This window comes from Nocardiopsis sp. Huas11 (genome assembly GCF_003634495.1).
Taxonomy (GTDB): Bacteria; Actinomycetota; Actinomycetes; order Streptosporangiales; family Streptosporangiaceae; genus Nocardiopsis.
Genome location: NZ_RBKY01000001.1, coordinates 5,996,315 through 6,020,769 on the forward strand (window position 1 = coordinate 5,996,315; position 24,455 = coordinate 6,020,769).

21 protein-coding genes are annotated in these 24,455 nt (G+C 72.9%); 2 read left to right on the forward strand and 19 right to left on the reverse strand.

Translation table 11 applies throughout. The annotated features are described in order from the left end of the window. Positions 1-7: 7 nt before the first annotated feature. From DFP74_RS27030 to DFP74_RS27115, 18 genes are all read right to left on the reverse strand, one after another. Positions 8-445: a carboxymuconolactone decarboxylase family protein gene (locus DFP74_RS27030; protein ID WP_233571182.1), complete on the reverse strand. Its 438-nt coding sequence runs from the start codon at positions 443-445 to the stop codon at positions 8-10. After that, a complete protein-coding gene (locus DFP74_RS27035) occupies positions 442-2,946 on the reverse strand; it encodes an AMP-binding protein (protein WP_121185961.1) in 2,505 nt (834 codons plus the stop codon). Before DFP74_RS27035 ends, DFP74_RS27030 begins: the two co-directional genes overlap by 4 nt. Beyond that, positions 2,943-4,856, reverse strand: a complete 1,914-nt coding sequence (locus DFP74_RS27040; protein ID WP_233571183.1) for a CoA transferase — start codon at positions 4,854-4,856, stop codon at positions 2,943-2,945. The genes DFP74_RS27035 and DFP74_RS27040 overlap by 4 nt, the downstream gene beginning before the upstream one ends. Further along, on the reverse strand, positions 4,847-6,454 hold the full coding sequence (locus DFP74_RS27045; RefSeq protein ID WP_121185963.1) for a class I adenylate-forming enzyme family protein: 1,608 nt from the start codon (positions 6,452-6,454) through the stop codon (positions 4,847-4,849). Before DFP74_RS27045 ends, DFP74_RS27040 begins: the two co-directional genes overlap by 10 nt. Beyond that, positions 6,451-7,830 (reverse strand): NAD(P)/FAD-dependent oxidoreductase, encoded by a 1,380-nt coding sequence (locus DFP74_RS27050; RefSeq protein WP_121185965.1) that lies wholly within the window; start codon positions 7,828-7,830, stop codon positions 6,451-6,453. Before DFP74_RS27050 ends, DFP74_RS27045 begins: the two co-directional genes overlap by 4 nt. Then, positions 7,827-8,807 (reverse strand): UbiA family prenyltransferase, encoded by a 981-nt coding sequence (locus tag DFP74_RS27055; RefSeq protein WP_121188555.1) that lies wholly within the window; start codon positions 8,805-8,807, stop codon positions 7,827-7,829. The genes DFP74_RS27050 and DFP74_RS27055 overlap by 4 nt, the downstream gene beginning before the upstream one ends. Before the next feature lie 106 nt (positions 8,808-8,913). Continuing rightward, positions 8,914-10,065 (reverse strand): DegT/DnrJ/EryC1/StrS aminotransferase family protein, encoded by a 1,152-nt coding sequence (locus DFP74_RS27060; protein ID WP_121185967.1) that lies wholly within the window; start codon positions 10,063-10,065, stop codon positions 8,914-8,916. After that, positions 10,062-11,282 (reverse strand): DegT/DnrJ/EryC1/StrS aminotransferase family protein, encoded by a 1,221-nt coding sequence (locus DFP74_RS27065; protein ID WP_121185968.1) that lies wholly within the window; start codon positions 11,280-11,282, stop codon positions 10,062-10,064. The genes DFP74_RS27060 and DFP74_RS27065 overlap by 4 nt, the downstream gene beginning before the upstream one ends. 92 nt (positions 11,283-11,374) lie before the next feature. Then, positions 11,375-11,902 (reverse strand): EF-hand domain-containing protein, encoded by a 528-nt coding sequence (locus DFP74_RS27070; RefSeq protein ID WP_121185970.1) that lies wholly within the window; start codon positions 11,900-11,902, stop codon positions 11,375-11,377. A gap of 256 nt (positions 11,903-12,158) precedes the next feature. Continuing rightward, the gene (locus DFP74_RS27075; protein ID WP_121185972.1) at positions 12,159-12,590 is read right to left on the reverse strand and encodes a DUF6917 domain-containing protein; all 432 of its coding nucleotides are present in this window, start codon (positions 12,588-12,590) and stop codon (positions 12,159-12,161) included. Beyond that, complete coding sequence (locus DFP74_RS27080; protein WP_121185974.1) at positions 12,587-13,513, reverse strand: Gfo/Idh/MocA family protein; 927 nt, start codon at positions 13,511-13,513, stop codon at positions 12,587-12,589. The genes DFP74_RS27075 and DFP74_RS27080 overlap by 4 nt, the downstream gene beginning before the upstream one ends. Beyond that, the gene (locus tag DFP74_RS27085) at positions 13,510-14,667 is read right to left on the reverse strand and encodes an Ldh family oxidoreductase (protein ID WP_121185976.1); all 1,158 of its coding nucleotides are present in this window, start codon (positions 14,665-14,667) and stop codon (positions 13,510-13,512) included. The genes DFP74_RS27080 and DFP74_RS27085 overlap by 4 nt, the downstream gene beginning before the upstream one ends. Before the next feature lie 317 nt (positions 14,668-14,984). Continuing rightward, complete coding sequence (locus DFP74_RS27090) at positions 14,985-16,268, reverse strand: M20/M25/M40 family metallo-hydrolase (protein WP_121185978.1); 1,284 nt, start codon at positions 16,266-16,268, stop codon at positions 14,985-14,987. Then, on the reverse strand, positions 16,265-17,212 hold the full coding sequence (locus DFP74_RS27095; protein WP_199725794.1) for a sugar phosphate isomerase/epimerase: 948 nt from the start codon (positions 17,210-17,212) through the stop codon (positions 16,265-16,267). Before DFP74_RS27095 ends, DFP74_RS27090 begins: the two co-directional genes overlap by 4 nt. After that, entirely contained in the window at positions 17,193-18,227 is a 1,035-nt protein-coding gene (locus DFP74_RS27100) for an oxidoreductase (protein WP_121185980.1), read from the reverse strand. The genes DFP74_RS27095 and DFP74_RS27100 overlap by 20 nt, the downstream gene beginning before the upstream one ends. A 305-nt stretch (positions 18,228-18,532) precedes the next feature. Then, the gene (locus DFP74_RS27105) at positions 18,533-18,850 is read right to left on the reverse strand and encodes a hypothetical protein (RefSeq protein ID WP_121185982.1); all 318 of its coding nucleotides are present in this window, start codon (positions 18,848-18,850) and stop codon (positions 18,533-18,535) included. Positions 18,851-19,166: 316 nt separating this feature from the next. After that, positions 19,167-20,186, reverse strand: coding sequence for a glutathione S-transferase family protein (locus DFP74_RS27110; RefSeq protein ID WP_121185984.1), 1,020 nt, complete (start codon positions 20,184-20,186; stop codon positions 19,167-19,169). Positions 20,187-20,293: 107 nt separating this feature from the next. Then, complete coding sequence (locus DFP74_RS27115; RefSeq protein ID WP_121185986.1) at positions 20,294-21,139, reverse strand: helix-turn-helix transcriptional regulator; 846 nt, start codon at positions 21,137-21,139, stop codon at positions 20,294-20,296. A 101-nt stretch (positions 21,140-21,240) separates the two neighbouring features. Between DFP74_RS27115 and DFP74_RS27120 the strand changes: the two genes are divergently transcribed. Next, on the forward strand, positions 21,241-22,038 hold the full coding sequence (locus DFP74_RS27120; RefSeq protein WP_121185988.1) for an SDR family oxidoreductase: 798 nt from the start codon (positions 21,241-21,243) through the stop codon (positions 22,036-22,038). A gap of 46 nt (positions 22,039-22,084) precedes the next feature. After that, the gene (locus tag DFP74_RS27125) at positions 22,085-22,291 is read left to right on the forward strand and encodes a tautomerase family protein (protein WP_121185990.1); all 207 of its coding nucleotides are present in this window, start codon (positions 22,085-22,087) and stop codon (positions 22,289-22,291) included. Between the two features lie 466 nt (positions 22,292-22,757). On the opposite strand, the gene DFP74_RS34025 is transcribed toward DFP74_RS27125, so the two are convergent. Further along, a complete protein-coding gene (locus DFP74_RS34025; RefSeq protein WP_199725795.1) occupies positions 22,758-23,777 on the reverse strand; it encodes an HNH endonuclease signature motif containing protein in 1,020 nt (339 codons plus the stop codon). Positions 23,778-24,455 lie beyond the last annotated feature (678 nt).

Consider the following 24,455-nt stretch of genomic DNA (forward strand, 5'->3'; position numbering starts at 1 on the left):
GCCCTCGTCAGCCGGGCGGTCGCAACCCGGCGGCGACCGCCACCCGGTTCCAGGTGTTGATGGCGGCGATCGCCCACACCAGGCCGGCCAGGCCGGCCTCGTCGAAGTGCGCGCGGGCGGCGGCCAGGACCTCCTCGGGGACCCCCTCGCCGGCGACCAGCGTCATCGACTCGGTCAGGGCCAGCGCCGCGCGCTCGGCCTCGGTGAACAGCGGGCTCTCCCGCCAGGCCGCGAGCGCGTCCAGTCGGGGCCGCCGCTCCCCCGCGTCCCGGGCCGCCCGGGTGTGCATGTCCAGGCAGAACGCGCAGCCGTTGATCTGGGACGCGCGGATCCGCACCAGTTCGCCGAGCGCCGGGTCCACCCCCTCGCGCGCGGCGGCGTCGAACTTCGCCATCGCCGGGTAGGCCTCGGCCACCGCGGTCAGGTCGATACGCGGCGCGCTCACTCCGCCTCCAGGGGACGACGGCCCTGCACGGAGTAGATGGCGCACGATCCGGCCCGGAACGCCGGATCGGCCAGCAGGGCGCGGACGTCGGCGAGCTGCCGGTCGGTCATCCCCTCGCGGACGAACTGGTCGCGCAGGTGCCGGGTGTGGTGGGCGATCAGGTGGACCCCCGGGGAGTCGGCGTCCCACAGCTCCAGCCGGGGCCGGGGGTCGACGTCGGTCAGCCCGGCCCGGACCATGGCCGCGGCGACCTCGCGCCCCCAGGCCGGGTCGGCTCCGGCGCGGTCCATCACCCGGATCTTCGTCTCCAGGAACGTCTCGTAGAGCTTGCCCGCCTCCTGGTCCGGCATGAGCAGACCCGGACCGTAGGTGATGTCGAACTCGTCGAGCTGGAGCACCCCGCCGGGCTTGAGGGCGCGCACCAGGCGGTCCAGCACCGCGATCCGCTCGGGCAGGTGCAACAGGACCAGGCGGGAGTGGATGAGGTCGAACGCCGCCTCCGGCAGCGGGTCGCGCACGATGTCGTGGCTCAGGACCTCCAGCCCCGGCACGGCGGGGATGCGCTCGGGTTTGATGTCGGTGGCCGTCACGGCGCCGGTGGGGCCGACCCGGTGGGCGAGCCACGTCGCCACGCTGCCGCCGCCGGCGCCGACCTCCAGGCACCGCCAGCCCGGCCCCACCCCGGTCTGGGCGAGGCGCTCGGTGGTCATCGCGTCGTAGGCCGCGGCCAGGAACCGGTGCTGGTCGAAGGCGTGCTCGCTGTGGTTGTCGAAGACGTAGCGCGAAGCGCCCGCGCCGTCGGCGGGCGCGGGAGTGGTGGACTGCACGGAATCCTCCTCGGAGTCGTGGGACGGGGAGACGGGCTCGGCACGGCCCTTCGCCATGCGGGTCAGGGTCGCGACGCAGACCTTTCCGGTCGGGCCGAGCGGAAGTTCGGACAGGAACAGGAAGCGTTCGGGCAGCGCCCGGCGGTCCATGCCGCGCTCCTGGCGCAGGAAGGCGGTCAGCGCGGCCGGATCGGGGGGTTCGGCCGCGTCCCGGGGCACGACACAGGCGCACATGCGCTCGCCCAGGTCGGGATCGGGTACCGGGACGCAGTGGGCGTCGGCCACACCGGGGTGGGCGCTCAGCGCGCGCTCCACCTCGGCCGGGGAGAGGTTGCGGCCGCCGCGGATGACCACGCGCCTGATGCGGTCCAGGACCCAGAGGGTCCCGTCCTCGTCCAGCCGGCCCAGGTCACCGGTCCGCACCCACCCGCCGGGCGCCCGGCGGGCGGCGTCGAGCTCAGGCGCGGCGACGTAGCACAGGGGGCTCATCGGTCCCAGGGCCCAGATCTCGCCCGTGCGCCCCGCCGGCACGGGACGGCCCCGTTCGTCGCGGACGCTGATCTCGGCCACGTCGGGATCGGGCCGCCCGGCCAGCCCCGGCGTCCAGCGGTCGGGGTCGCCCCCGGTGTGGCAGTTGACCCCGTCGGTCGAACCGTAGACGTTGACCACCGGCCGGCCGAAGCGCCGGACGCACGCGTCACGCGCCTCCTGGAGCAACGGCGCCCCGCTGGCCACGACCACGCGCAGCGACGACAGGTCCCTCTTCCCCGCCTCCGGGTCCTCGGCCATGCGGCGCAGCATCGTGGGCACACCCGTCAGGTGCGTGGGCCGGTGGCGCTCGACCGCGCCCAGGGCGGCCGCGGCCTCGAAGCGGGGCAGCACCACGAGGGTGCCGCCGTGCCGCGCCAGGGTCACCGGCACACCGCACGAGCCGAACGAGGACGCCAGGGAGACCAGCACCAGGTTGCGGATCGGCCCGGGGCCCGGACGCAGTGCCGCGACGTAGTTGCCGCGTCCGCCCGCCATGGCGTTGTGCGAGTAGGCGACCATCGCCGGCGCGGCCTCCGACCCCGACGAGACGAGGATGCGGGCGGGGGCCTCCGGATCGGGGCTCGCGGGCTCCCAGCGCTCCGCCCGGCCGGCCACGTCCAGGGAGCGGGCGCCGGGCGGGGCGGGTCCGAAGGTCCACAGCTCACACGGGGCGGGCGGCTCGGCCTCCCCGCGCGAGCTCCGTTCGACGGTGCCGGGGTCGGTGACGAGCGCCGCGGCGCGGGCGCGCTCCAGCAGGCGCGTGACACCGTGCCAGGGCCGCCCGTCCGGGACCGGCAGCGCGACGGCCCCGATCGCGGCGATCGCGAGTTCGGCCACGACCGCCGCGCGCCCGTTGGGCAGCAGGACGCCGATGATGTCGGCCGGACCCCGTCCGGCGGCGGACAGGGCGGCGGCGGCGCGGCGCACCGCCGCGTCCAGCGCGGCGTAGTCGAGGGCTCCCGCCCCGTCGATCACCGCCGTGCGGCCCGGCGCCGTCCGCACGTGTTCGCTGAACAGCGCGTACAGGTCCCGGTCCGGGCACGCGCCCCGCGCGCTCCAGCCCGCGCGCAGTGCCCGGGGGACGCGGTCGGCCAGGACCACGCCGCTGGCCGAGGTCCACGGCCGCGATGCCCGGGGGTTCACGGGGCCTCCTTCGAGGGTGCGGACGCGGCCGGCTCGAAGGTCCACGGCGCTCGGCCGAAGGCGGCGCCGCTCCCATCGGTCTCCAAAGCCGGCGCGAACCTGGGGTCGGCGGCCATCGCGGCGAGGTCGACCGTCACGGGCGCCCCGGACCCGCGGTCGGCGCCACGGTCGGCGCCACGGCTGCTCGGGTGGTCCGCGACACCGCTGCGCGGGCGGGCCGCGTCGCGCAGGAGGCGGGCGGCGTCCACCAGCGCGGTCTCACCGCGTACACCGGCACCGGTGCGCACGCGCGCCAGCAGCGCGGCGACGGCGCCCTCCGCGCCGATGATCCCGCCCAGCACGTCGGTGATCGTCATCAGCGAGGGCGCGCACGGCCCGTCGGGGCCGTTGACCAGGGCCGCCACCCCGCTGTGCGCCTGCACCAGGTAGTCGGTGCCCAGGGGCTGAGGCGCGGGAAGCGCGTCCGCCCAGCCCCCGGTGTGCACATGGACCAGCGTCGGGTGGGCGGCGGCCAGGTCGGCGGGGCCCAGACCGAGCCGCTGGGACCGGCCGGGCGGCCAGTTGTGCAGGAACACGTGCGCCGAGGCGATCAGCTCCCGCGCGGTGCGGCGCCCCCGCACGGACTTCAGGTCGGCCTCCACGGCGTCCTTGCCCCTGTTCAGCGCGAGGAACCGGGCGGAGTACGGGCCCGCCATCGGCGGTACGCCCCGCATGGGGTCGCCGCCCGGCGGTTCGATCCGGACCACCTCGGCGCCGAGCAGGCCGAGCAGGTGTCCGGCGAGCGGGCCCTGGACCCGGGTGGTCGCCTCCACGACCCGGATCCCGGCCAGCGGGGCGTGCTCGTCCGGACCGAGCGGAGGCAACGCGGGCCCAGCGGCGCCGGCACCGTGTGCGCGCAGCCGCCACGGGGACTCCGGCGCCGGCGGCCCGGGCGCGTCGGCGCCGCGCACCGCGACGACGCTGACGCCGCTGTCGCGGGCCGCGGCGAGCACGTGGTCGAAGTCCAGCGCGGCGACCGTGCGGCCCAGGGCGGGGGGCAGCGCGCACGTGGCGGTGGCGAAGCGCCGCTGGAACGGGGGCCACCCCGCGGCGGCCGCGCCCGGGGAGGCGCCCAGGCGGTGCCACAGCCCCCACCACGCCTCCGCGTCCAGCGTCTCCAGCTCGAAGAGCACGCCGTCGGCCGAACGGAACGGCGGTGCCTGCCCGGTTCCGCGCGGCTGGTCCGGGAACGCGGGCCCGGCTCCGTGCCCGTCGGCCGCGTCGGTGCCGACCGTGTCGGCGGTGGCCGCGGTGGCTGCGGTGGCCGCGGTGGCCGCCGCGATGTACTGGGTCAGGGAGAGCAGGGCCGCCTGGGCCACCGAGGTGGTGACCGACAGCGCCCGGCCCCCGCGCGCCCGGGCCAGGGCCGCTGCCGTGACCGACTGGGCGGCGAGCACACCGGCGCACACGGACGCGAAGTCCACTTCCAGGACGCGCGGTGCGCCGACGGCCCGTCCGTGCACGTGCGCGATCCCGCAGGCGGCCTGCACGTCGCGTTCGTCGGACATGGGCACGCCGACCGGACCGGACCAGGAGATCCGGCACTCGGGCCGGGCGCCCGGCGGCGCGAAGGGCGCCCCCGCCAGGCCGAGCCATCCCGCCGGAGCCCCGGAGGGCGGCGGGCCGTCCGGCTCGTCCACCGCGCACCCCAGGGCCCGCAGCCGCCCCACCGCGACCCGCAGTGCCAGGGAGTCGCCGAGCGCGTGTGCCCGTTCCCCCGCCAGGGGCAGCGCGGCCCCGGCCATGGCGCCGCGTGGCGTGGAGCCGGCCGCGGCCCCGAACCCGCCCAGGTCACCGGCCCGCGGACCGTTCACGGCCCCGGCCGCGCGAGGGGCCGTGGTTCCGGGGATGCCGTCCGTCCTCAGGTCCATCGTCCCGTCCCGTGGGTGTCGGGTGCCGCGCCGATCCGGTCGCGCAGGGCGCAGCGGCGGACCTTGCCGGTGCCCGTGCGCGGTACGTCGTCCCACGCCATCACCACGGGGTCGGCCAGAGGCGGCAGGTCGGTGACGGCGCGCCGCCACGCCGGCAGGTCGAGCTCGCCGTCCTCGGTCACCGCCACGGGCAGGGAGGGTCGGCCCGGCAGGCCCAGGACGACGCACTCCAGCACCTGTGGAAGGCGGTCGGCGATGACGTCCTCCCACTCCAGACAGCTGCCCTCGGGGATGGCGTCCACCTCGCGGTCCACGAGCCGCACGCTCCCGGTCCGGGTGATCGCGCCGAGGTCCCCGGTGTTCCACCACTGGCCCACCCACTTGGAGCGCCAGCGCTCCTCCTCGCCGACGTAGCCCAGGCACAGCGCTTCGGTCCGGCAGAACACCAGGCCCGTCTCCCCGCGGGGGACGAGCCGCAGGGTCCGCGGGTCCACCACGCGCAGGCTGGTCCGCGTCGGGATCGGACGGCCGATGTCGCGCGTGGTCGGGTGACGTCCGCTCTCGGCCGCCATGGCCCGCCGGGTCAGGAAGCGGAAGGTGAGCGGCCCGGTCTCGCTCTGGCCCCAGCCCTGCATCCACACGGGGTGGCGGCGCCGGGTGGCGTTGAGGAAGGCGCGCACGGTGGGCGGGTGCATGGCGTCGAAGGTGCTGATGAAGAGGCGCACCCGCTCGAAGGGGCCGTGCGGGCCTCCGGTCCGGTCCTGCCAGCGCACGTAGGTCGCGGGCTGGGTCTCCAGCGTGGTGGGCCGGTGCCGCCGCAGGAACGGTCCGGCCTCCGCCCAGTCCGAGGACGAGACCGCGAGCAGGCGGGCGGGGGCCAGCCAGAGCACGCTGGCGGTCCAGGCGAGCGCGCGCCCGTGGGCGAAGGAGATGGCACTGGCCACGGTGTCGTCGGGGCGGCTGCCCAGCAGCGGCCAGCGGTGCGCCTCGAATCCGGCCAGGCGCCGCATGATCGTCCGGGTGGAGTGCACGACCAGCTTCGGCACGCCGGTCGTGCCGGAGGTGTGCATGACGGCCAGCGGCGCGTCCAGCGGCGGGCGTCGCGGCGGCGGAGCGGCGGCGCCGCGCACGTCGTCGGTGGACAGCGCCCCCTCCGCCGTGCCGTCGACGACCAGGGTCCGGGCGGCCAGGGAGGCCAGGTCGGTTCCGCCCTCCCGGCACGCCGCCAGCAGCGCGGTGTCGGTGACCAGGAGCGCGGGTTCGAGCCGTTTGAGGAGGGTCTCCAGGACGGAGGGGTCCAGGTGCGCGGACAGCGACGCGGGCACCGCGCCCAGGCGCGCGACGGCGCAGGAGAGCACCACGTAGTCCCAGTGGTTGCGCTTGGCGATCGCCACGCGGTCGCCCAATCCGACCCCGGCCGCGGACAGCCAGCCGGCCACCTCGGCCACGAGCTCGGCCAGGCGCGGAACGTCCAGGGCGCTGCCCAGCTCCGGCGCGATGTCCATGGGCCGGCTCAGGTGGACGGCCGTGGCGGTGCCGCGGTCGGCCAGGTCGTCGAAGAGTGTGCCCAGGTGGATGGGCTTGGTGAAGGGTGTCATGGTTCCTCACTGGAGGTCGGACGGGCGAACGCGCGGCCGGAGGCGGCCGGGGCCGCGGACAGGTGGTCGAGCACGCGGTCGGCGGCCAGGGCGGCGGAGGAGACCGCTCCCTCACTGCACGGGCGCAGCGCGACCCAGTCCCCCGCGTACTCCACCGGCGCGGACGGGCGTCGCGCGAACGCCGCGCGCGCCTCGAGCGCGCGGGGCGTCGCTTCGGGCAGCCCGTACCGGAACCGGTGCACGTGCACGGTCTGGACCCGGGCGGACAGGCCGGGGACGAAGCGCTCGGCACGGGCGAGCAGGCGGTCCACCACCCGCGCGTCGGGGGCGTCGAGGAGCTCCGCGGTCCCCCGGGGCGAGGCCACGACCGAGAGCAGTCCGCGGCCGACGGGGGCGCGGCCCGGGTGCTTGTTGTGGTCCACCGTGATCACGTTGACCAGGGCGTCCTCGTCGGCGGGGACGAGCGTGGCGAAGCCGCGGCGCACGCCCCGGGGTGCGACGGGCCGGTCCAGGACCAGGCTCAGGCGCAGCATGGGCGCGTATCCGCACGCCCGCAGGTAGTCGCGCTCGGCCGGGGGCGCGTCGGCGTAGAGCTCGGCCGCCACCGGGGCGGGCACCGCCAGGACCGCCGCGCGGGCGGTGACGGTCCCCTGGGGCGAGGCCAGTCGGACCCCGTCCTGACCGGCCGTCACCGCGGTCACGGTGTGCCCGGTGCTCACGTCGAGCCGGTCGGCCAGGGCGCGGGCGAGGGTGTCCATGCCGTCGCGGTAGGTGTGCCAGTCCCCTGTGCTGCCCGAGGCCGCCAGGTGCGCGGCGAACGGAGCGGCGGCCGAGCGTTCGGCGTCCCAGCCGAAGAAGCCCGCCGCCAGCGGCCGGATGAGCCGGTCGCGCACCTGCGGGTGGTAGGCGCGGACCAGGTCGGCGACGGTGGCCGTGCCCAGGGGCGAGAGTTCGGGGCGGTCCGGGTCCAGTCCGGCGCGCCCCAGGGCGGTGAGCAGGCGCAGCAGGTCCATCCGTGCCCGGGGCGACAGGCCGGCGCCGGTGAGCAGGCCCAGGGGGCGGCCCGCGTTCGGCCGGGAACGTCCCGCGTGCCAGATGGCGAGCGCGCCCCGCACCCGGGGCACGGCTCCCCACGTGCCGTCGAGTCCGAGTTCGCGGATCAGCCGCCAGGTGGCCGGATAGCCCCGGGCCGAGGGCAGCATCTCCGCCCCGGTGTCGATGAGGCAGCCGTCGGCGCGAAGCGTGCGCATCCGCCCGCCGACCGCGTCGGAGGACTCCAGCACGCGCACCGAGCATCCGGCGCGGGCCAGCCGGTGGGCCGCCGCCAGCCCGGCCACCCCCGCCCCGACCACCGCCACGTCCGGTGCGGCGCTCACCCCGCGGTCCCGGCCAGGAGCGGGGCGGCCAGGTTCGCGGTGATCAGCAGGACCACCGTGACCCGGTGGGTGTGGATCGCGATGCGGCGGGCCCGCAGGATGTCCCCGCGAACGAAGCCGATCCACAACTGGGTCACGCGCATGGCCAGGATGGGCACCAGGGCGATCGGGAACCACCAGGGCGCGATGCCCAGCACGGTGGAGCCGTGGATGAGCATGCTCTCGACGGCGGTCATGCCGATGATGAACGCCGTGTTCATGCGCGGGGGCACGATCGCGGCGACGGTGACGCGTCCGGCCCCGCGGTCGCCCTCGATGTCGTTGGTGTTGGAGTAGAGCCCGAAGAGCATCGGACCGAACCCGAACAGCAGGGCCTGCACCAGGACGAAGCCGGTCACCTCTCCGGTGAGCAGGCCGTAGGGCACCAGCACCCAGCCGATGCCCAGGCCGATCAGGAAGACCTCCTGGAACCCCCGGTAGCTGATCTTGAGTCCCCAGGAGTACTGGACGGAGGCGACCACGCACACCGCCGCCAGGATCAGGGCCCACAGCGGGCGGTGCGGCGCCACGGCCACGACGAGCGCCCACAGCGCGACGCTCGCCACGGTCGCCCACCGGGCGAAGCGCAGGGCCTGCGGCTCGGTGAGGGTCCCCGCGACCAGCGGTTTGCGGGCCAGTCGGCGCCGGGCGGCGTCGGACCCGTAGTTGGCGGCGTCGCTGCCGTCCCGGTACCCGGTGACGTCGTCGAAGGCGACCATGGCCGCGACCACGGCGATCTCCGCCAGGAGGATCAGCACGAGCAGGCCGAGGGCGCCCGGCTCCCAGCGCGCGGCGGGCACCAGCATGGCCCACACCAGCGGCAGGCCGATGTAGTAGTCGTAGATGTCGAGCTTGGCCAGGCGCGCGTAGGCCGCCGCGGTGCCCCGCGCGGGAGCCGGGGCGGGCCCTTCCGGCCTGTGGGTGATCTGGTCGGTCATCGAGGTGTGGGGCGTGTGCACCCGGTCCCTCGGGGCCGGGGGGAAACGCCCTTCTCCTTCCTGCTGGTGGGGGCGTGGCCGGTGTGCCCTGGAGGCCGGGCTCCCGTTACCGGTCCCTGTCCTGGGAGCGGGCGAACGCGCAGACGGTGTCGGCGATGTGCTCCACCTGGGCGTCGCTCAGATGCGGGTACAGCGGTAGGGCGAGGTTGCGCCGGGCGGCCGACTCCGCGTGGAGCGGGCGGACGCCGTCGGCGGCGTAGTGGGCGAACGCGGGCTGCTCGGGCAGGGTGCGGGGGTAGTACACGTGCGAGTCGACGCCGTGGGCGGCCAGGTGGTCCACGAGGGCCTCGCGCCGCTCGGCCAGCACCGCGTACACGTAGTGGCAGCGTCCGTCGCCGCCCACAGGCGGCGCCACGATCCCCTGGTCGGCCAGGGACGCGAAGCGCTCGGAGTAGTAGGCGCCGATCTCGGCGCGCCTGGCCAGGCGGCCGGGCAGGCCGGCCAGGCGGTGCAGCTGGAAGGCGGCCATGACCTCGTCGAAGCGGCTGTTGTAGCCGACGCGGTGGTGCCGGAAGCGGTGCACGCCGTCCTGCCCGTGGTTGCGCAGCATGCGCACGTCCGCGGCCAGCGCGCGGTCGTCGGTGACCACCGCGCCGCCCTCGCCCGGCATCCCGAACGTCTTGACCTGGACGAACGAGTACACGCCCGCGTCGCCCCAGCGCCCCGCGGGCCGCCCGCGCAGCGTCCCGCCCTGGGCGACCGCGGAGTCCTCGACCAGGCGCAGCCCGTACCGGTCGGCCAGCGCGCGGAAGCCGGGCATGTCCGCCATGACGGAGAACATGTGCGCGGGCATCAGCGCCTTGGTCCGCTCGGTGATGAGCGCCTCGGCCGCGGCGGGGTCCGCGGTCAGGGCGAGCGGGTCGATGTCGGCGAAGACCGGCCGGGCGCCGCGGTTGGCGGCGGTGGCGGCCAGGGGCGCGCAGCCGAAGGCCGGCACCACCACCTCGTCGCCCGGCCCCACGTCCATGGCGGTCAGGACCAGGGTGAGGGCGGAGGTCCCGCTGGAGCAGGCGACGACGTCGTCCGCGCCCAGGCCCTCGCGCAGTGCGCGTTCCAGGCCCGCGGTGCGCTCTCCGAGGATGAACTTCTGGTCGGCGCCGGTGCCGATCGCATGCACCGTGTCCAGCAGCGCCTCGCGGTCGCCCTCGAACAGGTCGGAGGGGAAGAAGGGGATTCTCTCGGCGGTCGCCGTGGTCATCGTCGCCTCCCGGTGTAGAAGTCCTCGATGCCGTCGCACACCCGGTCCACGTCGGTCTCGGACAGGTCGGCGTACAGGGGCAGGGCCAGGGCCGCCGCGCACGCCGCCTCGGCGCGCGGGAAGTCCCCGGGCCGGTGGCCGAGGTGGGCGAAGCACGGTTGCAGGTGCAGGGGGGTGGGGTAGTAGACCTCGGTCGCGATGCCCCGGGCGGCCAGGTGCGCGGCGAGGGCGTCGCGCCGCTCGACCTCGATGAGGTGGACGTAGCAGACGCGGTTCCCGCCGGGGTGGGGCGCGACGTCGCCCGGCACCGCGAGCACGCCGGGGATCTGGCGCAGCCGCTCGTCGTAGCGCGCCGACAGCGCGGCCCGGCGGGCGATGTCGGCGTCGAGGCGGCCGAGTTTGGCGAGCAGGACGGCCGCCTGGACGTCGTCCATCTTGCTGTTGTAGCCGGCGAGCACCGTGGGGTTGGAGATGCCGGGGAAGTGGTCCAGTGTGCGGCCGCCGCGGCCGTGGTGGCGCAGGGCCCGCGCGGTCTCGGCCACGGTGTCGTCGTCGGTGAGCAGCGCCCCGGCGTCGCCGATGGCGCCCAGGGTCTTGGCCGGGAAGAAGGAGAGCACCCCGCCGGCACCGAGCAGTCCGGCGTGCCTGCCGTCCTGGCGCATGCCGATGGCCTCCGCGCTGTCCTCCACGACGGTCAGTCCGCGCCGTCGCGCGACCTCGTGCACGCCCCTGATGTCGGCCAACCGGTCGAACAGGTGCACGGGCATGACCATGCGGGAGCGGGACGTGGCCACGGCGTCGACCGAGCGCGGGTCGATCCCGTAGCCGCGCTCCTCGATGTCGGCGAAGACGGGCACCCCTCCGGCGAGCACGACGGAGGTGGCCGTGGCGACGAAGGTGTAGGCGGGCACGACGACCTCGTCACCGGGTCGCAGACCGGCCGCTCGCAGGAGCAGGACCAGGGCGTCGGTACCGGAGTTGACGCCGACCACGTGCTCGGCGCCCGTCCAGCGGGCGAGCGCGTGTTCGAATGCGGCGACGCCCGATCCGTGCGAGAACTTGCCCCGGTCCAGAACTCTGACGCAGTGCGAGCGAATCTCGGGCCAGAGTTCTCTAAACGTGTCCGCCTGGGAGAAGAAGGGGACGGCCGGAGCCCCGCCCCCATTCCGGGGGCCGGTTTTTTCTGAGGGTGGGAGTGTTGTCTCCACGCTTTCCATTCCTGTACCGGTCGAGCAACGGAATTCGCGCGCCCGGGGGCGCGCGGACCGCGGCGGGGGCCGGCCGGCCCCCGCCGCGTGGGCTCGTCGGATCAGGCGCCGAGCAGGGGGATGTCGTTGCGACCGAGGTGGTAGTCGCGGACGGCGTCGACCAGCTCGTTCACGGACAGCTGGCCGCTGCCGTCGGCGTCCAGCTGACGGAACGCCTCGTCGGCGGCGCCCTGGTCGAGGCCGATGGCGTCGAACCACTTGGCCATCTCGGCGGGGCTGACCTCACCGTCGCCGTCGGTGTCCAGGACCTTGACGATCGCCTGGATGGTCGGGGCCACGACCGTGGAGAAACCGGCGTCGCCCTTGCTGATGATCTCCTGCTCGGCGACCCGGAGGAACTCCGGCTTGTCCATGCGCTCGGTCCCGGCCGCGTTGGCCAGGTGGTCGAACATCGCCAGGTAGGCCCGCTTGAGCTCGGTGCCGGCGGGGGTGCCCTGCGCACCCAGGGCGGTGATGATGCCGTCGGCCTCGGTCTCGAAGTCCGAGCGCTCGATGACGCCGTTGCCGTCCGCGTCCCAGAGGCGGAAGCGCTCTTCGAGACGGCTGTTCTCCTTGACGCCAACTGCCATGACACATTCCCTTCGATAGAATTCAGGCAGCCTTTTTAAAGGCACCTGACACAAATGCAGAATTATATGGGGGACCACCGGGAACCCGATGGATCCTGCAAGAGAGATACTACCTCTGACGAGCTCCATAAAACACCGTGGTGCTCATTCTTTTTGATCTTTCCCGCTTGCGACAGGGCAGATCAATTCACACTGATAAACAATTAAGAAATATTCGGACAAAGGGTCGCGCCGGCGCCGTGCGACCACGGGCGCCTCAGTCGGCCGCGGGCTCGGGCGCGGGCCGGCCCTGGAGGAACAGCAGCGGCTCTCCCGGGGTCAGACCCAGGTCCCGCCCCGTCGACAGCGGATCGGCGTGGACGAGCACGTTGTAGTGGTTGGGAAAGTGGCAGGCGTCGAACCCCAGCAGCACCCCGACCCGGCGCGACCCGATCCAGAGCTCGTCGCCCCGGTCCAGCACGCCCGCGCCGGTGATCTCGGCGAAGCCCAGGAAGCCGACCCGGTCGATCCGTGTCCCCTCCCGGGTCCCGGTGTGGTCGGTGAGGACCAGTTCGTGCACCTCGCCCGCGCGCACGCAACGGCTCGCGAACGGTTCGAGCCGCATGCCCCGCTCGGTGCGCCGGTGCACGAGCACCTTGACCAGGGTCGCGGTGACCGCCCGCTTGGCCCCGTCCTCGTGCGGGTTCATCCGGCCACCTCCTCGGCGACCGGTTCCTCCAGCCGATAGGCCTCCTCCACGAGCGCCAGGGCGGCCAGGCCGCCGGTCCCCTCCTGCGAGCCGCCGCGGACGCGCCGCTCGAACGCGTCGAGGATCCCGGCGTACTCGTGCCACAGGGAGTCCTTGAAGCCCGGGTGGCCGGCCAGCATGTCGGCGCTCAGCGTCCGGCCGTCGGCCAGCCGCGCCCGCACGTCCTTGCGCTCGCCCTCATAGGACCAGTCGAGCAGGACCCGGGCCCGCGTACCGCCCGCGCGCAGCGCGATGTCGGCCTGCCGGTCGGTGCCCGCCCCGTCGCGCGCGATCCGGGCCGAGACGACGTCGGCGGGGCCGAGCAGCAGGTCGACCAGATCGAAGGCGTTGGGGCCGTTGTCGGCGACGCATCCACCGCCGCACCTGCGTGCGTCCAGGTACCAGGTGTCGGTGCCGGCGTGCTCCTCAATCCGCTCCAGGTAGCGCACTGTCAACTCCTCGACCCGCGCGTGCGCCAGGGCCGCGCGCAACCGCGCGACGGCCGAGTTGTAGCGGCGGTGGAAGGCCGTGAACAGGACGGCCCCGCGGTCCTGGGCCAGCGCCGTCAGCGCCCGCCCCTCCGCGACGTTCAGGGCGAGGGGCTTCTCCACGCACACGGCCGCCCCGCGCTCCAGGGCGTCGGCGCAGACCCGGGCGTGCACGTCGTTGGGCGCGGTCACCACCACGGCGTCCACTCCGCCCTCCTCCAGCAGCCGCCGGTGGTCGGTGTACCCGGGCGCCCGGCCGGAGTGGGCGGCCAGCACCGCCGGATCGCGGTCGCACACCGCCGCCAACCGCATCGACGCCGACTCCTCCAGCGCTCGGAGGTAGAACCGCGAGATCACGCCGAGGCCCACGACCCCGACCCTCAACGGGGACCTCATCGCTCCTCCACGGGCTCGGGCAGGGCCAGGCCGGCACGCGCGGCGACCCCGGCCAGTTCGTCGTACAGGGCGGTGTCGAGCGGGACCCCCGAGCGCAGGCACTCCCGGGTCCGCTCGTGCTCGTGCCACCCCGGGTAGCGCACCGGCGCGGCGGGGTCGGTCGCAGGACAGGCCAGGAGCGCGCCGAAGAGCCCCTGGGCGTCGGCCGCGGCCCCGTCGCGCAGTGCGTCCGGGGCCACGGCCGCCACGAGGAAGCCGATGTCGTCGTCGCGCCCGCTCGGCCCTCCGTCGCCGGAGAGCGCCTCGGCGCTGGGGCCCGTGCCCGCACCGGGCACGAGAGCGGCCAGGATCTCCACCACCAGGCCGAGTCCGAACCCCTTGTACTGCCCGGCCTCACCGCCCAGCCACATCAGGTGGGCCCGCCCGGCGTCGAAGGCGCCGGGGTCGGTGACCGGGGCGCCCAGGTCATCGCGCAGCAGGCCCTCGGGCAGGACGCGTCCCTCACGGGCCGCCTGGCGGACGCGGCCGGTGGGGGCGGCCGTGGTGCTCATGTCGAGCAGGAAGGGCGGGTGGGATCCGGCCGGGGCCGCGACGCTGAGGGGGTTGGTGCCCAGCATCGCCACGGCCCCTCCGGGGGGCCGGGCTATGCGCTGGCCGCCGCAGTTGCTGGCGACGAGTCCGATCATGCCGTGTTCGACGGCGCGCAGCGCGTGGTGGCCGGCGCAGCCCAGGTGCGTGGCGCCGCGGACGGCGACGACGCCCACGCCGTACACGGCGGCGCGCTCGGTGGCCAGGTCCATGGCCGCGCCCGCGACCCACAGCCCCAGGGCCCGGTCGGCGTCCATGAGCAGGCCGGCGCCGCGGTCGCGCAGCGTGCGGGGCCGGGCCGCGGGATCGGTCCGTCCCTCGTCGAACAGGGGGAGGTACAGGCGGGTCAGGTTGGCCAGTCCGTGGGAACGCATCCCGGTCAGGTCGCCGTGGCACAGGGCCCGCGCGGCCTCGCGCGCCCGGTCGGGTGCCAGGCCGCGGTCGGCGAACACCGCCGCGGTGAAGGCGAGCAGGTCGTCGTGGCGTACGCGGACGGTCGGCGGCTGTTCGGCCGTGGGCGGAGAGTGCGGTGCTGCTGTGGGGGCAGCGGGAGCGGTCGGGTTCACGGGCCTCCGTTCAGGGGTGCGGCGGGGGCGGGCAGGCTCGGGGCCTGGGCACAGGGCGGTCGTGGGGGCGGTCGTGGTCGGATGCGGGCGCCTCCCTTCGGCTGGGCACCGGGGTTCGCCGCCGGGGGCGGTCACGGGGCCAGTCGCGACCGGTCGAAGGCGGTCAGGGGCGGTCGAGATCGATCGGGGTCGGTCGGAGGCGGTCAGGTCGGTCATGGCCGGTCGGGGTCGGCCGGGAGCAGTCGAGGTCGATCGGGTCGGTCGGAGGCGGTCGAGGTCAGCCGGGGACAGTCGAAGGCGGTCGGGGGCGGTCGGGGTCAGGGGCTCCCGACCGCGTCGTCGGTGAAGGCGAGCAACAGGCGGGTCACCGCGGCGGCGAAGGCGTCGAGTTCGTCCGCGCGCGCGAACTCGCCCTGGGCGTGGGCGTTGTTGGCCGACAGGTCGCCGGGTCCGAGCACCACGGTGCAGGCGTCGGCGACCCGCGCCATCCAGATGGCGTCGCAGGTGAAGGCCGGCTCCTCGCTCGGCCACGGTCGGATCCCGGCGCCGCGCAGGAGCGCGTGCCCCCAGGGGTCGCGGTCGTCCAGGACCGGCAGGCCGCGCTTGAGCCACTCCAACCGGGTGATGTTGCGTGCGTCGGCGGCAGTGCGTCCGAACAGCGCGGAGTCCCCGAAGTCCTTGGCGAACAGGTCCAGCCCCTCGTCCAGGGCCTCGTGCACGGCCGCCTCCAGCAGGCGGCCGGCCGTGGCCGATGCGTAGGAGAGGTTCAGCAGCAGCGATCCGGTGCCGTAGACCCTGTTGTGCAGGTCCCCGGTGCGCACTCCCGCCACGCACACGGCGCCCCTGGCCGCGTGGTGGTCGAGCGCCCGACCCAGGTGCTGGGCCAGGAAGCCGAGGAGCACGCTGGCGTTGTGCCCGTCCGCGGGCCGGTCGTCGATGGCGTCGGCGCCCTCGACGGCCACGCGGGCGGTCATCGCCGCCGTACTCCGCGGCAGGAACCGCAGCCCGGTGGGCTCGCAGAAGACGTTGAGCCGCCCGGTGTGGCCGCGCTCGACCAGCGGCCGGGTGCCGAGGACGCCCATGGCGCCGCCCTCCTCCCCCGCCACGGCCTGGATCAGCACGCCGACGTCGCGCCCGAGGGCGGGGCGCAGCGCGCGGGCGGCACGCACTCCGGCCAGCAGCGCCACGGCGGGTCCCTTGGCGTCGATGGCGCCGCGCCCGTGGAAGCACCGGCCGTCGAAGTGGACCGGCTGCTCCCCCGCGACGGTGTCCAGGTGCACGTTGAACATGACGGTGCGCGCGGTCGGCAGATCGGGGCCCAGGCGCAGGACGAGGCTGGGCTGGTCGGCGAGGAACCCGGGGGTCCCCCGTGCCTCGCGCACGGGGGCGGGCACGTCCGGGCGCTCCAGGTCGGCGGGGTCGGCGCAGGCGTGCAGCACCGTGCGAAAGCCCGTCTCACCGGCGGCGCGGGCGTACTCGGACTGCGCCTCGCGCAGGCGCGGCGCGGGCCCGCCCGGGCCGGTCTCCAGGGGACCGGCGGTGGGCAGCCGCAGCAGGCGCAGCAGCAGGTCGCGGTCGGCCGGGGTGAGGGCGGCGCTCATCCGGCGGCTCCCCCGCGCGGGCCCGGCGCGTCCGTCAGTTCGGCGACCCGTGCCACCAGGCGTTCGAGCGCGTGCCCGTGGGCCACGAAGTCGGCGCCGTCGCCCTGGCCGGCGGCGGAGCCCTCGTGCGGGCGCAGGTGCACGTGGGGTTCGATGGACAGCGCCCCGTCGTAGCCGTGCTCGGCCAGCGTCCGCAGGACCTCGACGACCCCGGCCTGGCCGGTGCCCGCCGGCACGTAGCCCACCGTCCCGTCGGGTGCGGTCACCGCGTCCTTGACGTGCACGTGCACCACATGGTCGATGAGGGCACGCAGCATCGGCGGCGCGGCGTAGCCGTGCGCGACCCCGTTGCCGGTGTCGAACAGCAGCCTCAGCGCCGGGCTGTCGATGCCGGTGACCAGGTCCAGCATGCGTTCGGCGTCCTCACCCGCCCACCCCGCGCAGTTCTCGTGCGCCAGCACCAGTCCGGCGTCCTCGGCGCGCAGGGCGAGCTCGCGCAGCCGGGTGCGGACCCGCGCTCCCCACTCGGCCCCGGGCAGGCCGCCCGAGGGGTAGGACATCACCCGTACGAGGCGGGTGCCCAGGAGGGCGCAGCGCCGGGCCAGGACGTCGAGTTCGTGGACGTCGACGGCGAAGTCGCCGGTGGCCGGCCGGGACCAGTCGCCGATCTTGGACGCGACGCAGACCACGCCCACGCCCGCCTCACCGATCCGCTCCGCCGTCCGGGCGAAGGCGGTGTCGTCCATGTGCGCCAGGGGGATCCCTTCGACCGTGCGCAGCTCCAGGAGGTTCCACCGCAGCCGCGCCAGGGCGGCCAGCTGGCCGCCGAGGTCCGGGGCGGCTTCGTCGCCGATCCCGGCCAGGGCGGGGCGGAAGGGTCTGGCCGCGCGGACGGGCTGCTCGGCGGCGAGCCCGGCGGGAGACTCAGCCGATGCTGTGGACACTGTGCGCCTCCTCGTTCAGGGGGGTCGGGGACTCCTGCGCGGCGCACAGGTCCTTGGCCTCGGTGAGCAGGCGCACGGTGTCGACCTGGACCGGCAGTGTTCCCGGCCCGAAGGGGGACCTCCGGTAGCGGGCGTAGGCGCCGAGGAAGAACGCGGGCAGCGCGTCGTCGGCGAAGACCTCCCGGGAGGTCTCCACCCCCGCGACGGCCACACGCAGCTGGGCGGTGTGGTCGGCTTCTCCGCACGGGTAGTGGCCGATGAGCGTGGCTTCCTCGAACTCCAGGGTGATGCGGCGCTCGCGCACCGGCGAGGTCAGGTCCGAGTCGATCTCGGTGCGCACGCCGCAGTGGTGGTCCAGCCGGAGCCGGGCGCGGCCCAGGCGGGGCAGGCGCATGCGGTCGGTGGCCATCTCCTCCCAGGCGGCGGTGACGAGCCTGGCGCTCCCGGCCAGGGAGAGGGCCACCGCGAGGGAGTGGGGCACCTCCACGTCGAAGGCGGTCGGGTGGCCAGGGGTCTGGGCGCTGTGTGTGAAGCGGGGCTTGTTCTGCACGACGCCGATGCGGCGCAGCCGTCCGTGGTCGCGGCCCTCGACCGCGGCGCGCAGGCGCCGGGTGAGGGCGCTGTCCAGCCACTGGGTGCTCACCGTGAGGTCCAGGTCCCAGCGCCGGCGTACACGTGCCACGGCCGCCAGTCCCGCCAGGTCCAGGGCCAACGGCTTCTCCACGATGACCATGCGGTACCCGAGCCGGCCCAGGCGGTCCAGCATCCCCGAGCGCAGGTGCGGCGGGGTGCACAGGTGGACGACGGACCGGTGGGGCGGGGCGCGGCGCACGGCCTCCTCCAGGGAGCCGACCATGACCGCTCCCGGGACCGGTTCCGCCCCGCGGAAGGGGTCGAAGGCGGTCACGGGTCCCGGAGCGACGAGGTCCGGAGCCGCTTCGCGTGCCTTGGCCAGTGACGGCAGGTGCAGTCCCTGCCCGGACCTGCCCAGACCGACCACGAAGCTGTGCAGCATACTGGCCAACGCCTTTCCCGGTCGATTGCGCGTGTTCCTCTTTCCGCGGAGGCGGTCGAGCCCCGCAGAACCGATGGGGAAACCGGTGGGGGCGACCGGAAAAGGTCGGGATCTCCACCGGCCCCTCGCGAACCGAACCCAGAATCCGGCCCGAGAACCGGGGACGTCAAAAGATCGAACCCGGCCATGGGACCGAAAACCGGTAAAGGGGTCCGCGGATAAGACTTCTGCAATTCACTGCAAATAAAGCCTTTCTCTTCATTCGTGGCGAATTGCCGTTATACCCGCGAATCCGGACATGCCGGTCAGTCCACTGAGATGCTGAACATCCCACTGGGCGGCGCGTGCCAGCCGTGGTCCGGTGCGACCTGGACTCCGGGGAGGAAACAGGTCCGACCGGGGTGGATGTACACGTCGGCGTCGGTCCGGTTGATGACGACATGGGCGGTCGCCGGCAACGCCATGCAGCTGCCGGAGGCGGGGTCCTGGTAGGTGGTGAGCTCCTCGAGCTCCGTGGTGAACACGATGACCTCACCGGTGGCGGCCTGGGCCGGCCCGGTACCGATGAGCACTGTCGCGGCGGCTACCGTGACCGTGCTCCCGATGGCGTGCAAAAGCTTCATATGACCCTCCTGGTGGCTTTTCGTGCACTTTGCCTGCACCCCGGATCACCTGGTGCCGTCAGCACGGAGGTGGGGGGCGATGTCATCGTTTGCTCACGAAGAGGCACGCGTCAATTCCCCTGTGTTTCGATCAAGGGGTTTTCGGTCCCCCGCACCAGAGGAAAGACGGCCCCGCGGGGCGTCCGCGTGCACGCGGACGCCCCGCGGGGCCGGGCGAAGGGGCGCCGGGACGCGACGGAGAAGGCCTCGCCGACAGGAGGGGACGGGCGCGCCGACGGCAGGAGAGCCGACGGCTCCGACCGGCGGGGGCGGCTCGTCAGGCGGGGTCGGGGACGCGCTCGTCCTGCGGGACCGGCCCCGGCGCGACACCCTGCCCGAAGGGGGCGCCGCCCAGCTCCTCGCGCCGGTGGGCGGTCAGCCACAGGCGGGGGTCCGGGCCGACCGCGACCACCCGCGTGGGGTTGATGGCCGTGTGGACGAAGTAGTAGTGCACACGGATGTGGTCGAAGTGCGTCGTATCGCCGAACCCGGGCGTCTGGAACAGGTCGCGGGCGTAGGCCCACAGCGCCGGGTACTCCGCGAGCTTGCGGACGTTGCACTTGAAGTGGCCGTGGTAGACGGCGTCGAAGCGCACCAGGGTGGTGAAGAGCCTGATGTCGGCCATGGTGATGGAGTCACCGACGAGGTACCGGCGTGAGGTGAGGTGCTCCTCCAGGGCGTCGAGCCGACGGAACACCCCGGCCACGGCCCGGTCGTAGCGCTTCTGGTCGGGTGCGAACCCGGAGCGGTAGACACCGTTGTTGAGGTCCCGGTAGATCTGCTTGCCCAGCTCCTCGATCTCATCGCGCCGCGCGGAGGGGTACAGGTCCGGGGCGCCGTCCCTCACCAGGCCGTCCCATTCCGTGGCCATGTCGAGGGAGAGCCGGTCGTAGTCGTTGGAGACCAGGTGCCCGCTGGGGATGTCGACCAGCCCCGGCACACTGACACCGCCGGTGTACTCGGGATCACGCGCCAGGTAGGCCTCCCGCAGGGCGTGGATGCCCAGGACCGGGTCCCGGTCGCCGGGGCTGCCGGTCTCCTCGGTGAACACCCAGTGGGGGTCGCCGTCGATGATCTCCTGGCGGGGGTCGGTGACGGCCAGCGAGACCGCCTCCTCCAAACCCATGAGGCGACGGGTGATGACGACCCGGTGCGCCCACGGACAGGCCCGGTTGATGACCAGCCGGTAGCGCCCCGGTTCGGCGGTCCGCTCGAACCGTCCGTCCGCGGTGACCCTGTCGGCGAACGCCGCCGGGTCCCTGGTGATCTCCTCGGTGGGGATCTTGTTGGCCCTCATCCCTGGCTCCTCCCGTACGGCCGACGCTCGGTGCCCGCGCGTCGGCGATCGGTGTTCGCCCGGCCATGCTATCGAGCACTCCGCCGCTTCCCCGGGCAACGACCTGCTCAACCCGGCAGGAGCTCCTGCGTGCCGATCACCCGGAGCAGTTCGAGCTTCTCGGCCGAGTCGGTGTCCGGAACGGGAGAGAACCAGAGCAGCCGCTGCCGGCCGTCCTCGCTGAGCAGGTGCAGGCAGTTGAGCTCGATCTCGCCGACGCGGGGGTGGCGGATGCGCTTGCGGTCGTCGCGGCGCACGGCCACGTCGTGCCGGGCCCAGAGTTCGGCGAACTCGCCGCTGCGGTCGAGCAGGTCGGCCACCAGGTCGGCGGCCTCGCGGTCCTTCGCGTCCCGGCGGGCCACGGCCGCGCGCAGATCCGCGGCGAAGGACCGTGAGTGCCGCGGGTGGTCCTCCTCGGGATAGATGTCGCGGGCCGAGGGGTCGGTGAACCAGCGGTGGACGAAGCTCGCCGCCATTCCGGTCCGGGGCGCGAAGTCTCCGAGGAGGGCGCGGGCCATGGTGTTCTGCACCAGCGGGACGTGGATGTCGGTGATCACCCGCGCCGGTGTGCCGTCGAGCCGGTCGAGGAGGTCCCGCATGCCGGGATGGACGTGCGACGCGGGCCCGCCCTCGCGCGGCAGCGGCCGGCCCGCCAGGTGGTACAGGTGGTCGCGCTCGTCGCGGGAGAGCCGCAGTGCGCGGGCGAGCGCGGCGATCATCTGCTCGGACGGCTGCGATCCCGCACCGCGTTCGAGCTCGATGTAGTACTCGACCGACGCCCCCGCGAGCTGGGCGACCTCGTCGCGCCGCAGGCCCGGCACCCGTCGGCGGGGACCGAGGGGCAGGCCGACGTCGCCGGGCCGGATGCGGGCGCGGCGCGAGCTGAGGAACGCGCCGAGTTCGGTGAGGTCCATGCGTCCAGTCTTCTCCCTGTGCGGATGGTTAGCCAGGGGACGGCATCCCCTGGGTGATCGCCGTCTGCCACCGCGGCCCGCCGGCGCGCAGACTTGGGGCCATGACAGACAACACTCCTACTCCTGCCGGCGCTTCCGCCACGAGCCCGGACCACACCGACGAGACGGCGCGGCCCCGGACGGCGATCGTGACCGGCGGGTCGCGCGGCATCGGCCGCGCGGTCGTGGCCCGGCTCGCGAGGGACGGATACGCGATCGTCATCGGGTTCGGCGGCAACCGCGAGGCCGCCGAGGAATCGCTCGCCGCCGCCGAGGCCGCCGGGGCCCGCGCCGTCCTGGCGCAGGCCGACATCGCGGACGAACAGCAGGTGGCCGCGATGTTCGATGCCGCGGAGCGGGCGTTCGGCGGCATCGACGTGATCGTGCACGCGGCGGGGAAGATGACCCTGTCGACCATCGCCGACCTGGACCTGGACGACCTCGACGACCTGCACCGCACGAACATCCGGGGCACGTTCGTCGTCGCCCGCGAGGCGGCGCGCCGGCTGCGGCCGGGCGGTGCGCTGCTGACCTTCTCGACGTCCGTGCTCGGGACCTCGTTCGAGCGCTACGGCGCGTACGCGGCGGCCAAGGGCGCCGTCGAGGCGCTCACGCTCATCCTGGCGCGCGAGCTGCGCGGCCGCGACGTCACCGTCAACACCGTCGCGCCCGGACCCACCGTCACCGAACTGTTCCTCGAGGGCAAGGACGACGTACTGCTGGAGCGCCTGGCCAAGGCCTCACCCCTCGAACGCCTGGGCCAGCCGGCGGACGTCGCCGAGCTCGTCGCCTTCCTCGCGAGCCCCGCGGGCCACTGGGTCAACGGACAGACGGTCCGCGTCAACGGCGGCCTCGTCTGACCCGGGCACCCACCCGTACTGCCCACCTTCCCCGAAAGGGACCACCATGCCGTTCGCCAACCTCAAAGTGCCCGCCGACACCCTCACACCGGAATCGAAGAAGAAGCTCCAGGACGCCGTCACCGACGCGTTCGCCGACGTGTACGGCGAACGGGCGCGGTCGACCACGCTCGTGATCCTCGAAGAGGTCGCCGACGGCGGTTGGAGCCTGGGAGGGACCATCCTCGACGAGGCCGTCCTCGGCCGCAGCTGACCACCACGACCGCAACGCCTCGGGCCGCGGGAGGGCTTTACGCCCCCGCGGCCCGAGCGCCGTTCCCCGCTACGAGCACGCAGAAAAGGGCCCGCCATCCGGCGGACCCCTCTATGACCTGCTAATTCTCTGTCGGGACGGCGGGATTTGAACCCACGACCCCTTGACCCCCAGTCACGCTCACCGTGGCCACCAGGGGTCATCGGAGGTCACCAGACGACACAAACCCGTAGGCCAGGACGCCAGTCCAGGCCACCAGACGACGGGAACGGTCACCGAGGGGCGCCCACGGGCGCCCCTCCCCCAACCCCACCTTCACCCCACCAAAGGCACTCCAGCTCTCTCCCATCGCAGCACATACCAAGACGGCTCCGCTCACCCGTCAGCATGGTCAGACAAGGAACGACCTGCCCCACAGGCAGGCAGAGATCACGCGAAACCGAGCATTTCCACCCAACCCACATGACTATTTCTCAGATGCGCGCTCCTCTTTAATCTTCTCGATTTCCCTAAATCGAACCAAGGCCGTGTTATATGCCCAGGCATAGGTGGACACCTTTCGGCCGACCCCTCGATGCCGCCCTGTGGCTCCACGCCGCACCCGATGGAACTCCTGATCGATCCCGATCGACTCCAGCCGGGAGAATTCCTCCGGACCCCAACCGTACAGGTGCGTCAATTCGATTCTCAGTTTTCGGCGGAACAGATTTTCGTCCGTTTCTGTGCCAGGTTTGCCCTCATCATCCACTCCTATAAGCTCGTTCCATGGTGAGGCCTCGAAGACGAATCCAGGAATCCCGACCTCAGGTCGCATATGCGCATCCCTGTCGTATACGTAGTCGATCCACCTCCAGAAAGCTTCAGCGTCAGCTATATCTGGCGCCTCCCGATGGTGGTAAGTGCAGAGCAAAGCAAAGTTACGCACATCATTGGATCCCCCTAGGGATTCGGGAACGGCATGCGCCCTCTCTACGGGCTTCCTCCAACAGATCTGACAAGAGGTATCCCTACCCAAGTAGTCAGCGATCGCCCTAAGAGTGGGACGCGAGGATCGCGGATCGGAGATGAATTCTCTCTGCCTGCGCGCAAAACCCCAATAGTCAAATGAACTCCCGCTGCCATCCTCCGGCGGCGTTATTTCCAACACATCCGGAATGTCCTCCCGCTGCTTCCGATTATTCTTCAAGGTGAAATACGGGTGCGTGAACTCGGTCAGGTAGCACAGCAGGAATCCAGAACCGAACTCCTGCATGATTTCAAAGGCGTCATGGTCGAAAGCACCAAGATCGTTGCGATGCCCTTGAACAGTCAATATCATGCGCCTGGGCCGACCAGGAAATCTGCGCGCAGCCCCTCGAACAACTTCGAACATCCGCTGAGCACATAGCTCGAAATCTTCTTCCACCCTCATATCATGGAACAAAAGGATGGACTTCTGGGCCGAACGCACGGGACGCTTGCCGAGTTTCTTCCGTTTTTTGGTCATGAGGGGAGCTTAGAGACCCAGTACGACAGAAGACCCTGATCAGCCAGAACGACATCCACACCGCGCGCTTCGAAGGCGAACGCAAGATGGCGAGATGAAGCTCGACCGTAGGCGGGCACCCCCTCCAATCCTGCCTTCCGAGCATGTGAGCAGGACACTCACAGAGGTGAGCGCCCCCACGGTCCTATGACACACAGTCACGCACGACATGACAGCCAGCGGTCGGAGGCGGTCGCTGAATAACACGAACCCCCAGGCCAAGATGCGAGCCCCGGCCGCCAGTGGATAGGAAAGGTCTAGGAGGGCATCCCTCCTTGACCTTTCCTACACCTCCACTGTCAGAGGAATCACAGGTTCACAAACCCTAACGCCAAGACCTAGAGACTCTCCAACCCTTATTAATATATCCCTTTGATTCAAAAAAACGACTTCGATCCCCACCCAGATTCCTTGGAGATATCTTCAAAGCGGAAGAATTTAATTCAATAGCAGCACCAAGAACCTCCTGGGCAAAATCAGCCAAGACCTTGTCCCTGGTCTTCATTGGAAGTGAGTGATACTGTGACAAAGCCAACACCAGGATATCATTCAAGGAATTTTGAAAGTCCGCCTTTAGGGTATACCTTTTTGCAAACTCATGAAATAACGGAAGCGCCAACCCAGCGGACCTATCAACCA

What these genes read in the sequence shown, in the direction of transcription:
- DFP74_RS27125 (WP_121185990.1), top strand. Translation starts at nt 22,085, where the DNA reads ATGCCGTTCGCCAACCTCAAAGTGCCCGCCGACACCCTCACACCGGAA.
- DFP74_RS27100 (WP_121185980.1), bottom strand. Translation starts at nt 18,227, where the DNA reads ATGCTGCACAGCTTCGTGGTCGGTCTGGGCAGGTCCGGGCAGGGACTG.
- DFP74_RS27055 (WP_121188555.1), bottom strand. Translation starts at nt 8,807, where the DNA reads ATGACCGACCAGATCACCCACAGGCCGGAAGGGCCCGCCCCGGCTCCC.
- DFP74_RS27105 (WP_121185982.1), bottom strand. Translation starts at nt 18,850, where the DNA reads ATGAAGCTTTTGCACGCCATCGGGAGCACGGTCACGGTAGCCGCCGCG.
- DFP74_RS27080 (WP_121185974.1), bottom strand. Translation starts at nt 13,513, where the DNA reads ATGAGGTCCCCGTTGAGGGTCGGGGTCGTGGGCCTCGGCGTGATCTCG.
- DFP74_RS27040 (WP_233571183.1), bottom strand. Translation starts at nt 4,856, where the DNA reads ATGGACCTGAGGACGGACGGCATCCCCGGAACCACGGCCCCTCGCGCG.
- DFP74_RS27120 (WP_121185988.1), top strand. Translation starts at nt 21,241, where the DNA reads ATGACAGACAACACTCCTACTCCTGCCGGCGCTTCCGCCACGAGCCCG.
- DFP74_RS27045 (WP_121185963.1), bottom strand. Translation starts at nt 6,454, where the DNA reads ATGACACCCTTCACCAAGCCCATCCACCTGGGCACACTCTTCGACGAC.
- DFP74_RS27090 (WP_121185978.1), bottom strand. Translation starts at nt 16,268, where the DNA reads ATGAGCGCCGCCCTCACCCCGGCCGACCGCGACCTGCTGCTGCGCCTG.
- DFP74_RS27110 (WP_121185984.1), bottom strand. Translation starts at nt 20,186, where the DNA reads ATGAGGGCCAACAAGATCCCCACCGAGGAGATCACCAGGGACCCGGCG.
- DFP74_RS27075 (WP_121185972.1), bottom strand. Translation starts at nt 12,590, where the DNA reads ATGAACCCGCACGAGGACGGGGCCAAGCGGGCGGTCACCGCGACCCTG.
- DFP74_RS27060 (WP_121185967.1), bottom strand. Translation starts at nt 10,065, where the DNA reads ATGACCACGGCGACCGCCGAGAGAATCCCCTTCTTCCCCTCCGACCTG.
- DFP74_RS34025 (WP_199725795.1), bottom strand. Translation starts at nt 23,777, where the DNA reads ATGACCAAAAAACGGAAGAAACTCGGCAAGCGTCCCGTGCGTTCGGCC.
- DFP74_RS27115 (WP_121185986.1), bottom strand. Translation starts at nt 21,139, where the DNA reads ATGGACCTCACCGAACTCGGCGCGTTCCTCAGCTCGCGCCGCGCCCGC.
- DFP74_RS27070 (WP_121185970.1), bottom strand. Translation starts at nt 11,902, where the DNA reads ATGGCAGTTGGCGTCAAGGAGAACAGCCGTCTCGAAGAGCGCTTCCGC.
- DFP74_RS27065 (WP_121185968.1), bottom strand. Translation starts at nt 11,282, where the DNA reads ATGGAAAGCGTGGAGACAACACTCCCACCCTCAGAAAAAACCGGCCCC.